Origin of the sequence: uncultured Porphyromonas sp. (assembly GCF_915070105.1) — a bacterium.
Taxonomy (GTDB): Bacteria; Bacteroidota; Bacteroidia; order Bacteroidales; family Porphyromonadaceae; genus Porphyromonas.
Map to the genome: position 1 here is coordinate 1 of NZ_CAJZFJ010000068.1, position 11952 is coordinate 11952.

Below are 11952 nucleotides of genomic sequence, written 5' to 3' on the forward strand. Positions count from 1 at the left end.
TTCATAAGATTATTAAACTCCTCCTCGTTGGCAAAAAGGATAATGTCGCCGAAACGAGTATATAGCCCTATCATCGGTACCGTTACGACATGGAAGAACACGCTCTGATTAAAAGATGGAGCACCGTTGGGTAGTAGCATCCAGTTCGCGTGTAGGATTTCGATTCTGGGTATAGTTTCCTCCTCTTTAAGAGAGGAGTGTGCTAACCACTCGTTTTTCAAATAGTGCTTACCATGAAGGAAAGCTAACTTTTCTCTAAAGTTCTTTTCGAGGAGGAGATGATCCAATCGGACTAATCCGTTGTCTGTAGCATCTACGAATGCATGATACTTAGGATCGGCAAGGGAGTTGAGCCAAGAGGATAGGTTGACAAAATTATTTGCCACATCCTTTGCTGGGCTACTATAGACGTTTTCTGGAGATCCACCGAAGAGAGAGATCTGGTTATAGACGCTGGAGAAGCCATGGCTACGCTTGAACTCAGAGCTATTGCCACCATCATACCCGATAGAGGCGCCCCCAGATCCAGTCTTGCTATTATCTTTCTTTGAGCCGTCAGATGCCCAGTTAAAGGTTGCACCAATGAAGGCATTGATGCTCCTATTGGTATTCGTCTGGTTCACCCCATCTAGCTTATTGAACTGGTAGAGAGCCGTTGCCCGTCCGCCTGTATAATATCCAAAAACCACTAGAGGACCTTGCTTCTCTAAGATCTCTGTCATGGGCGAATTGTAGAGGCTTTCAGTGAAAGAGCGCCTAAAGTAGGAATATCCAATCTTTTTTTGGACGTAGCTTAGATTATCTATCTGTACCTTGGAGTCATAGTAGAATAGATCTAAGCGCCCAGCCGCAGTCTTCTCATCCGTAGACTGGAAGGAGTGGAACGTGTTGTTGTATGTGGTCTTTGCCCCGATAGTGAATAGCTTGAGATTGAGTGCAAATCCGCCTTCAACCTTCTTGGTCGTTGTTGCGTCCTTTGCGAGATTGTCATAGGAGTCATAGGCTTGTACCTCAGAGTGGGCATAACGCACACGGTTGAAGATGATGTAGTCTCGGAAGCTGGGATCATTGAGCATACCCTCGACGTCGATGATGGATCTTCCTAGGTTCTCAGGATGCCCAATGATACCATTACCGACTTTGTATGAGTAGCCGAGGTATTTGTAGGGGCTAATCTTGGGATTGAAGCCATCTTCTTCGACGTTTAGGGCTCGGAGCTCGCTGGCTGTACGAAAGATCTTGGTTGTCAGTCTTGGATTACGAGGGTGTAGGATCGTGTAGTCCCGCTCTGACCCTGGTGCTGAGTTAGGGTGTGTGATAGGTTCACTTAGATCCTGTGTACATGCTGTGGCGGAGAAGATACAGAGTAGTATCATGCAGAGCCAACGGAGTCGTTGTTGTGCCATTGTTAGGTTGGGTTATGAGGTTGATAAGTTTTGGATTTGTTATTATCTACCAGAGGGTAGAGCCCTCTGGTAGATAGTGTGTGTTCCTTGCTGGGACTACTTCTTTGGGATGAAGTACCAGCCAGCGGGGAAGGAGTTCGTATTGTCCTTCTTGACGAGGACGTTGCCCTGTGGGTCTAGGACGAAGGTGGAGTTCTGCCTATATGTTTTATAGTCGGACATGCCTGCGTAGTAGATATACCCAGTCTTAGGATCTACCCCGAGGCTGTTGTAGTGTACTTTCAGCTCGGGGGCATATTTGGTGTCTAGGATGTTGGCAAAGAGCGTAGTCGCCTTAGCTGCGAAGTCATGCTTATGGATAGAGATGGGCGCCATCCAAGGTGCGACAGCAAAGTAAAGCACATTACCATGGGGCTGGATGACAGATGCCGTGGTGTAGTTGCTTAATGAGAGGCTCACAGCCTGCGTATCTAGGATCTTGAAGTCCGCAGGATCTGTACTTACCTTGAGGATCTGGTTATTGCTTCCCTGATTAGAGATAGCTACCCAGAGGTTGCCATCGTCGGCAAGTGCTAGACCTGTAGCCTGCTCTTCTAGGAGAAGTTCCTTGACGACCTTATCCCCCTGTATCATCAGGAGCTTCTTATCCGAAGTAGAGGCAAAGACACGCTGTCCGATGACTGCCATGCGGAGCTTCTGAGCCCCTCTAGTACCTGCGATGAGCTTAAAGCCCCCCTGCTCTCCCCCAAGGTAGATACCATCACTGGCACGGAGGTAGATACGATCGTCGATGACGGCGATGTGCGTAGGCTTCTTCTTCTCGATAGCTTTGTCGTCAATGACGGTAACCTTCTCCAGGGTATTCGCCTTGGTGATAATCAGCTGACCACCGCCTCCGTTGTCATGTGCATCCTGAGAGATGATGTAGATCTTGTCGTTGGCGAAGGCTAGGTCTTGGCTTGAGCGACCGAGCTTTGTCCCATTGACATGCATATAGGCGCTGTCAAGGATGACCTTGCTCTCTACATCTACGTAGGTAAGCATACCGGTCTCATTGCCGTAGTTTCCTTCGTTGAGCAGGAAGGCGCCCTTCGTGAAGCGGGGCTCTACAGTGTAGTTTCGGGTAATGGAGACATTCCCATCGGAGCTACTTACGTTGAGTGAATATGTCCCGGGGAGGCCTGGACGGAAGGTGTAGGTCGCACCTCGTGCTACCTCCTTGCCATTGACTCGCCATATCAGCCCTGAGGGGTTGGTGGTGGCCTGTGCCCCTGTGGCGGTGATTACGATCGGCTCGATCTGCTGGATGGCAGTAGCGTTGTTGGAGAAACTGAGGGAAAGCTCTCGGGAGAGAGCCTTCTCGATCTCTACGGGGTCGTCCTTCTTACACGAGGCGAAGCCGACGACGAGGGCAAGGCTTGCCCAAAGGATTTTCTTTGTCATACGTTGCGGTGTGGGTTATTATTTGGTTGGAATATCTTCCTTGAGGAGGTGGAGGTCTTGGATGCCTGCAAACTCGGTGGAGTTCTCTCCGATCCATCCATTGACCTGTAGGACACCCGTCTGTACACGGACGAAGTCTACACCGGGGAGGTGTACGGGCTTCCCAGACTTGTCGATAGCCCAGTCGATGTCGATCGTTGCCCCCTTGTCTGTATTGGGGACATTGTCGGCATAGCCGTAGCCGAAGGCTAGACAGACGAAGAGAGGCTCCTCAGCAGTCTGTTTGTTGTAGCCATTCTGTGGGAGGCGTGTACCAGACAGCGTGTAGGAGCTCTCCTTGATCCACTGGGGGTAGTAGGTCTGCTCGTGGTATCTGTTCTTGGGTATCCATCCGTTCCCTCCCTTGTTGTCCGTCCAGCGGACATACTCGGCTATTTCCTTGGGAGTCTCGGCTGTGGGACGCTGGTACGTGACGGTGTAGTCTCGGTAGGTCTTCACGTCAAACTCCCGCCCCTTCAGATCCTTGTACCAAGTCTCCTTCGTGGGGTCAAGGGTAGCACTTCCTGCGATCTCATACCATTCGTCTGCATCGGGCTTACCATTCTTGTTCTTGTCGTAAGCTACATAGACAATCCCTGCCTCAGAGCCACCTTCGAAGCTATTTCCGAGGACACGGAAGTCCCGCTTGCCTGCCACGTTGGCTATGGTATGGTCAAATCCGACGACGACGTAGCCCCCCCAGCCACCTAGGGTAATGATGCTACTATTGCTCCCACCGACTAGGGCTAGAGCCTTCTTATTCATCGTCTCCTGTGTGTCTCCGTCCTTGTACTCGGGGAGTGTATTGACGAACTGCCCAGGGGCGGGACGATACTCCAGCACACGTGTGACATATGGGTGGGATGAGGGGCTCGGGGGCGGAGTTGGAGGATTGGGAGGGGGAACGGGAGGATCTTTCTTGCATGAGGCAAGGACGATAACAACGGCGAGAGAAATGAGAAGACTTCTTCGGTTCATTGCAGGGATGACTATTGTTTCGGATTATATACGAGGCGCACCTCATCAGAGGGGGCTTGATTGTCTTATTTGTACACTTCGGGATAAGCACCCTACATGTGAGGATACTTATCCCAAAGTTCGTCTATTGGCTCTGTATGAAATCGGATGTGCACTAGGATCTATTTCCTCGTGGGGATGTCCTCCTTGAGGACATGGAGGTCATTGATGCCAGAGAGCTCTGTCGAGTTCTCTCCGAGCCAACCGTTGACCTGGTTAATACCTGTATGAACACGGATAAAGTCTACCCCTGGTAGATGTACCTTACGTCCATACTTATCGATAGCCCAGTCGATGTCAATGGCTGAGTCGTCTAGGTTGTTCTTCTCGTTGTCTACATATCCATAGCGGAACTTGAAGAGGACGAAGTAGCGACCCACCCCGCTCTGATCGCGAGAGTTCTGAGGGAGTCGTGTACCTCTAAGGGTGTATTTATCCCCCTTGATCCACTTGGGGTAATAGGTCTGCTTGTGGAAGGTATTCTTAGGAAGCCATCCTTTGCCACCCCTATTATCCGTCCAGTGGACATAGTTCACGATGCCGACGAAGGGAACTCCGGTGTCAGTAAACTCTTCCTTTGTGGGGCGTTCATAGGTCATCTCATAGTCTCTGTAGTAGAAGTTCATATCTGATCCTGGGACCTTCTTGATCATATCAAACCAAGGCTCTTTGGTGTGATCTACATGGGCACTACCCTGTATCTCATACCATTCGTTCTCGTCGGGCTTTCCGTTGCGGTTCGCATCATAGGCGACCATGATGACCCCTGGCTCGCAGCTTCCCCCATTATAGGGATCTTTATTGTCGTTAGCATAGAATGCATTCCCAAGGACTCGGAAGTCCCGCTTGCCTGGCACATTGAGGATCGTGTGGTCAAAGCCCACGACGATATATCCTCCCCAGCCACCAAGGGTGACAAGGGAGCGTTGGTTGTCTGCGAGGTACTCGAGCGCTTTGGCATTCATCGCTTCCTGAGTGTCCCCATCCTCATACTCGGGGAGCTCGTTCACGAACTGTCCTACCGCAGGGAGGTATTCAAGTACCTTGGTAATGTAGGGCGTCGCATCCTTGTTGATCTCTGGGTCGGGGAACTTAGGGAAGGGGGGGGGATCAAGTACTGTGTACTCGCGTGTGATCGAGAGGGTTCTGTCTGCAGAGGAGAAGATGAGTGTATAGTGGCCAGGCTCACTAGGGCGGAAGGTGTAGGAGACGCCTCGTGCGACGACCTTACCATTGAGCGCCCAGATGATCCCCGTAGGGTCAGTTGTCGCCTGAGCACCTGTGACCGTGATGGTGACAGACTCGCCCTGGCGGATGGTAGTCGCCTCGGTACTATAGCTTGGTTTGAACTCTCGATGGATATTCTGTGCTATCTCCGAGGGGTCGTCTTTCTTACAAGAGGATAGGAAGGCGCCACTGAGCATAAGTAGACTAGCTATGAGCGTACTCCATGTATGATTGTGTTTCATTGTTGTTGGGGGAATATAGGGTTAGGGTTAGGGTTTGGGTGGGGTGAGAGGTTGTAGAGGCTTATTGGTAAAGGCGAAGTGAGCGGGGATATCACCTGTGCGCACATCCCACTTATGCTTTCCCGTCTTCAGATCATAGCAGTGGAGCCGACCTGGGATGACGTAGTTCTTTGCATCGGTGACGTAGAACTCGCCTCGTGCTCTATTGACAGCTAGTCCATAGGGCATCTTGATTTTCTTCTCTGTACCATCTTTGATGAAGCTTCCAGGGAGGATCTCTTGTTTCTTTGTGTTGATGAGGGAGTAGCTAACCTTCCAGTCATTGGTGATATAGCTCCACTCTGTACCATAGATGAAGAGAGAGTCCCCTGCTAGGGTCATATTGGTACAGGCGAGGTCGAAGGTCTTTATCACCTTCTCCGTCTTAGGATCAAAGACGAATGTCTTCGAGTGGACGTCATAGTAATCTCCGCGTGAGGATACCCAGATCTTGCCATAGTTATCTACCTCTAGTCGATGGAGGTTAATAGCTACGTCTACCTTCTTCTCCTCGGTGAAGGTGTCGAGGTTGATGATCGAGATCGTCTTGTCGTAGTTGGGTACACGGTAGCCCCCTGAGTTAGCGACATAGAGCTTGTTGCCGACGATGACGAGCTCATCAGGCTGGTAGCCTACAGGGCACTCGGCCACGACCTTCATCGTGGCGGTATCCACCTTGGCGACATAGCCGAGGCGGGCATTAGGATCGATCTCCACTGGGCCTGCATAGGAGCTGACGTAGGCATATTGATCCTTGAAGACGATGTAGCGGCAGTTGGGGATAGAGATTTTCCCAAGATGCTTGGCTGTACGGACATCCATTACCTCGATGAGATGTGAGACATTGATGACTGCGTAGAGGCGGTCGCCATAGATCTGTAGGTCATTACCTACGTCTCCGAGCTCCTTGACTACCCCAGGGTTGCGCTCCGCATAGATGTTGCGGGTATATTTCCCCGTGCCATAGTCGTAGTAGTCTAGGGTCGATTTGTTTGACCCCATATTTGCCTCATTAAGGAGGAAGAACCCTTCTCCAGGAGGGCCTAAGGGGGCGATTTGCTCCTCTTCTGAGGAGATGACAGGATCTGTCCGATTACAGGAGGTGGCTAGGAGTGTGAGACCTAGCAGGCATATGAGCGCCTCCTTTGTTATCCATCTTTTCATAGGTTCCAGTCGATTTTGAGTTTAAAGTTTATCCCAGGCATGGGGTAGGAGCGGACGACCTCGTACTGCTGGTTCATCAGGTTGTTTACCTCGGCGGTGAGGCGCAGATCGTGTCCTCGCCACCGCAGTCTCTTCGTCAATGAGAGGTCACTCGTCCACCAAGGGACGACATGATTCTCCTTGATGTTGGCGCTGGCGTTATACCGCTCACCCGTGTAGATGAAGCTGTAGTTGGCCTCCCAGCCTCGCCACTGCAGGCCGAGGATCGCCGAGCCACTGTGCCAGGGGATGTAGGGGATCTGATCTCCGTAGTAGTCCTCGGAGGGGTCAGTGAGATCCTCGGCTCGCTGATAGGTGTAGGTCATACGAGCCGAGGCGGTGACCTGCCCAGCCTGCCATAGGCTCTGTAGGGCTAGGTCGAGACCGAGGATGCGGACATGACCGAGATTGACCATCGTCCAGCGGAACTGGTTGGAGGTCGGCATGGCGATGATCTTATCATCGACATAGTTGAGGTAACCATCCAACTGTAGCTCTAGGTGACGAAGGGTGCCACGCTTCCACTCCTTCGTATAGACGACCCCGAGGTCATACTGCGTGGTGTACTCGGGCTTGAGGTACTTATTGCCGATGAAGGTGTAGTAGAGGTCATTGAAGGTAGGCATGCGGAAGATCCGCTTGTAGAAGCCACGTAGACTGAGGTCGGGCTCGGTGGCGAAGGGCTTGTAGCTCAGCACGAGCGTCGGCGTCCACTCGCTCTTGGCGGGAGCCTCTGCCCCGAGGGCCTTCGTCCAGTCGTAGATGTAGGTGTGTAGGAGACTCCCCTGAGCCTTCAGCCTGCCTAGAGCCCAGTCGGTCGAGAGGGCAGTGAGGACGGAGAGGCGGGTCGGGTAGGCGAAGTCGTAGAGGTCGGCATCCAGATAGTTGAGCTGGAGGTCGTTGGAGAGGGAGATATGCCCCGCCTCGCTCAGGGTGAAGGCATGGGCATGGGAGAGGTAGGCCTCCTGCTGGCGGTAGTGGTTATTGACGTACATCGTCGTCACATCCAGCCGAGGGTCGGAGAGGTAGTGGAGGTAGTCGTAGGCCAGCTTGGCATTCATCAGCAGGGAGTAGCGGGGGGAGAAGTCCCGACGTACAGAGCCCTGGAGCATGAGGTTATTGTCCCACTGCCTATCCTCGTGGTGGAACTTCCCAGGCTCCTCACGGACGAAGGCACCTGGGTAGCCTCGCTGGGAGTTGTAGAGGTAGACCTTCGCCCGCCAGTCACCCTCTGCGATGTGCCCGAAGAGTCCCACCTCGGCACGTAGGGCACGCACATCGCCGTTGTGGCGGATGGCGGTGGTGTCGTAGCCATCCTTCTTGCTGTAGCGGAAGCGGTAACGCCCCGTGGTGTACATATACTCGCTACTCACGGAGAGCGAGGTGGAGGGGGAGAGGCGATGCTCCCAGAGGATGGAGGGGTTGAGGGTGGAGAAGGAGCCCGCCTTGAGGGAGACCTTGAGGTGGTCACGCTCGCCAGAGGCGAAGGACGGGCGGCGGGTGCTCATATAGAGCGCCGAGGCAGAGGCATAGTTCTTCGCAGGCTGGAGGATGGCACTCTTCTGCCCGTTGTATATGGAGACGCTCTCCATATTGTCTAGGGAGAAGCGTCCGAGGTCGATTTGGCCATTCTGTGCATTCCCCAGCTGGATGCCGTCGTAGAAGACCCCTACGTGCTGCGAACCCATACTGCGGATATTCACCGTCTTGAGCCCTCCGATGCCTCCGTAGTCCTTGATCTGCACCCCAGCGAAGTAGCGGAGGGCATCAGCGATCGAGACGGCAGAGAGACGCTGGAGGGTCTCCCCCGCTAGGTTCTGCACGGGGATGACCTCACGTGACAGCGAGCGAGCGGTCACGACGACGGTCTGTAGGGTATGTACGCTATCCACGAGGGTACCTGCTCGCATCTCGGCAGGAGTCGCGAGGGCAGAGAGTGTGAGGGCAGAGACGATACAGAGTCGAGGCCTATTATTCATCAGTGTCGGTCCTAGTTGCTCGTATTAAAATACATGAGTCAGGAGGGCGAAGGTCTTGTATTCCCCAAGTCTAGTTCCCATCTCTGGGAGCCTCCTTTCTTGGTTACAAAGGTACGGAATTATCCTGTCTCCCTCATGCTCACTGCTTTGCCGTCTTGTGGGGCTACCCTCCGCCCCGACCTCCTAGGGCTCTCGATACCGCCGATAGGCTCTGTCAGCAGGGGCTCGTCACATAGAGCATTCCTAGCCCCCCTAGCCCTCTTTATCGGCGAGCAGTCCAGGGGGCTAAACTGACCATACTTAGAGCGCATCTGCGCTCCTATAAAGAACGCATCTGTGCTCTCGGTATGAGCGCAATCACGCTCTCGGTATGAACGCCATGACGCTCTCGGTATGAACGCAAATGCCCTCTAGGAGTGGTTGTCACAGAGTGTGTTAGGAGGGGCTGTGAGGGTGGGGCTTCCCCCTCAGAAAAGACAGATGTACATACTTCTCTATCTCCGTCGAAGCCTCGTCCAGCTCCTCCGAGTGGGAGAGCACTCCTAAGGGCGATGAGGGGGATACCCTCTGTGGGTATAGATTTATAGATATGCACAAGAAAAGGCCTTTTTCTGTACATATCCTTCGGGACGTGTACAGAAAAAGGCCTTTTCTTGTGCATATTCCACTCTCTTCTCTGTGCGTCGAGTGGGGAGGGGAATGCGGCGAGCTAGGATGAGGGGGTCAGAGGGTGGGGGTGAGGCGGGCTGGAGGTGTCACGGAGTTGATGTAGTCCTGCTTGATCTTCTTGCCCGAGCGGAACTCCCAGACGAGGGTGAGCTTAACCCTTGTCTGGTTCGAGGTCTCCGTGCGGAGGATTTCTAGCCCGGGCTGGGAGATGCGTATCCAGGAGTCGTTGTTTAGGAGGTTGGCGAGGCGGAGGCTCACGGTGAGGCGGTCATCTAGGAAATGCCCCCATCCGTGTAAGCTCATCGAGTAATCGCCCCCTTGCTCGTAGCTTAGGGTCTTCATCCCCGTGCTGGCATCGAAGCTAAGTGATAGACCAAAGAGACGAGAGAGACTGAACTGATGGGTGCTCTGTATGCCTACAGAGGTGCTCTCTACCGAGCGTCTTGGGATGTAGTCCCGCTGGTGCTGGAGGTAGACATTGGTGTTGCTCCGCCAGAGGCGAAGTGGGCGAAGCTCTAGGTCTCCCGAGAGGTGATGGTGTAGGCGGGAGCCTATGTTCTCGGGGGTGGTGTAGTACACACCGGGACGCTGAGGGTCAGGGCGAGTCATGATGTGGATGATGTCTTCGCCCAGAGAGACATTGTAGGTGAAGCTTAGGCTCGGGGTCACCTGATAGGATAGCTCGCCTCGGTAGAAGATCTCTTGGCGGAGGTGAAGGCTCCCCTTGCCATAGAGCCGATCGGTCTGTACGAGTGCCCGAGGAGCGTAATAGCCGTAGTTCGGTAGGGAGTAGCTACGTCTAAGGGAGAGACCTAGGCTGGACTCACGTTCCTGGCTGATGAGGTACTGCAGCTGTAGGGAGGGGAAGAGCCCTCGGTAGGTTAGGTTTGCTGAGTAATCGGAGATGAAGCGATCGGAGAGCTGTCCTGTGGAATAGTGGTAGAGCAGGTCTGCAGCGAATGAGAACCTATTGCCATCGTGCCACGAATAGCCTACCCATGGGCTATAGTCGTGGCCCTCGACCTGGAAGTCAGACTTCTGGATCATCGAGAGCGAGCCTGTGGTGATACCCTGAGCGGTATTCTGATCCCTTAGGTAGCCATAGGTGAGTCCGAGGTTGATACCCTGTCGGTGGGGAAGGAGCAGGAAGAGCTTTGGCTGAGCAAGGAGGTGGTGTAGGGCTTGGCTGGTGTTGTTCTTCTCCTTTCTTCCCCAGTGGTAGGTGCGATCGGCATCGGAGTGCTCGCCGGCGTACTCGACCTTCACCTTGAAGAAGGAGGCATTGTTCTCTCCCCACTCGGCCTTATAGGTTGTCCCGAGGGTGTAGCTCCTCTCCTGCTCCTCATACAGAGAGGTGAGAGGAGTACGCCCCTGGGGTCTGATGACCTTATCTAGCTCGGAGTGACCTAAGGTGAGGCTGCTATAGACCGAGAGTGTCTGATTGGGGCGAGGGGTATACTTGAGCCCGAGGTTTCCCATGAGTGCCCGACTCCTATTCTCGTCCTGGAGCAGACGATCCTCTGTAGTCGTACCCATCGTCTCATGTCGCTCCCACTGCTGGTCGTACTTCCCGATACCCGTAGTGAGCCCTGCGTGTAGCGAATACTTCCCACGGCGATAGAGTAGCCCTAGGGTTCCCTTGGCCTCGACGAAGCCTGCTTGGTCCATTTGTCCTAGGGCAGTCAGTGAGCCGAGTAGTCCGCCCTCCTGACGCAGGTGGATGTAGAGGACGCCGCCTGTGGCCTTGGCTCCATGCTCCGCAGAGGCCTGAGGCTGTACCTCGATGCGGTCAATGAGGCTAGGCGATAGGTTCTTGAGCTCCTCGAAGGTGATCTTCCGATCCTCCAGATAGATGAGTGTCCCCGTGCGCCCGTGAACCTTCAGTTCGCTCTCGTTCACATTGAGCCCGGGGATGAAGCGTAGGATCTCGTGCAGAGGCTTACCCTCGGCGATGGGGTTGTTGCGTAGGCGGACGATGAGCTCCCCCGTCCTACGTCGGGTGGTGTGTGAGGCCATGACGGAGACCTCCCTGAGGGTGTGCTGATCCTCTTCTAGGTAGAGCGTCCCCTGAGCTCGCTCGGCAGTTAGGCGAAGGGGCTTGTAGCCGATGCAACGGATGCCGATCGTGTACTCTCCTCGAGGCGGGACAAAGGAGAGGCGATAGTATCCCAGCGAGTCACTCTGGGCTGTGGCTAGGGCACTCCCATCGGGACGCAGGACGTATAGGGTAGCATCCTCGATAGGGCTCTGGCTTTGCCTGCTGAGTATGCGCCCCGTGAGGGTCGTCTGGGTGCTGTCGGGGGCTAGGTGTGTGTAGGCGGGAGTGTGTTGTCCCTTGGATACCGCTTGGGCACCCAAGTATAAGGTGGAACTTCCAATGATTAGTCCCAGTTGAATAAATCTATGTAAGTGCATAGGAGCTGATCTCTTCGTGAAAAAATGTGATACATCTAGCGCATGTGCTCGTTAGAACCCAAGGGGATGTATTTCCCACTTTCCCTGCAAATATCCGAATAATACACGAAATCAAAGCTATACCACAGTATGCCTCTTCCACAGCTCTATACGCTAATCTATGAGGGACTGATGGATGTCAGAGGGAAGCCATGTCCTCGGTCTTTTCACCTAAGGAGGGGAAGGCTTTGGGCTGGTGCGAAATAAGGAGGCGGGGGCTAGAGGTGTGGCCTA

General features: G+C 53.8%; 7 protein-coding genes. All 7 read right to left on the minus strand.

Translation table 11 applies throughout. The features are described from left to right. Window positions 1-1406: hypothetical protein (locus QZ554_RS07030; protein WP_297195361.1), on the minus strand; the 1406-nt coding region annotated here is incomplete at its 3' end. A 96-nt stretch (window positions 1407-1502) separates the two neighbouring features. Next, on the minus strand, window positions 1503-2849 hold the full coding sequence (locus QZ554_RS07035; RefSeq protein ID WP_297195363.1) for a DUF5074 domain-containing protein: 1347 nt from the start codon (window positions 2847-2849) through the stop codon (window positions 1503-1505). 18 nt (window positions 2850-2867) lie between these two features. After that, window positions 2868-3731, minus strand: coding sequence for a PKD domain-containing protein (locus tag QZ554_RS07040; protein ID WP_297195365.1), 864 nt, complete (start codon window positions 3729-3731; stop codon window positions 2868-2870). A 296-nt stretch (window positions 3732-4027) separates the two neighbouring features. Beyond that, window positions 4028-5374 carry a hypothetical protein gene (locus tag QZ554_RS07045; protein WP_297195367.1) on the minus strand — a complete coding sequence of 449 codons (1347 nt, stop codon included), beginning with the start codon at window positions 5372-5374 and terminating at the stop codon, window positions 4028-4030. A 27-nt stretch (window positions 5375-5401) separates the two neighbouring features. Next, window positions 5402-6577, minus strand: a complete 1176-nt coding sequence (locus QZ554_RS07050) for a DUF5074 domain-containing protein (RefSeq protein WP_297195369.1) — start codon at window positions 6575-6577, stop codon at window positions 5402-5404. Continuing rightward, window positions 6574-8595, minus strand: coding sequence for a TonB-dependent receptor (locus QZ554_RS07055; RefSeq protein WP_297195371.1), 2022 nt, complete (start codon window positions 8593-8595; stop codon window positions 6574-6576). Before QZ554_RS07055 ends, QZ554_RS07050 begins: the two co-directional genes overlap by 4 nt. 723 nt (window positions 8596-9318) lie before the next feature. Next, window positions 9319-11622, minus strand: a complete 2304-nt coding sequence (locus QZ554_RS07060) for an outer membrane beta-barrel protein (protein WP_297195373.1) — start codon at window positions 11620-11622, stop codon at window positions 9319-9321. Between the last annotated feature and the right edge of the window lie 330 nt (window positions 11623-11952).

Coding starts and splice junctions, on each gene's coding strand:
- QZ554_RS07050 (WP_297195369.1), bottom strand. CDS start 6,577: ATGAAAAGATGGATAACAAAGGAGGCGCTCATATGCCTGCTAGGTCTC.
- QZ554_RS07035 (WP_297195363.1), bottom strand. CDS start 2,849: ATGACAAAGAAAATCCTTTGGGCAAGCCTTGCCCTCGTCGTCGGCTTC.
- QZ554_RS07055 (WP_297195371.1), bottom strand. CDS start 8,595: ATGAATAATAGGCCTCGACTCTGTATCGTCTCTGCCCTCACACTCTCT.
- QZ554_RS07045 (WP_297195367.1), bottom strand. CDS start 5,374: ATGAAACACAATCATACATGGAGTACGCTCATAGCTAGTCTACTTATG.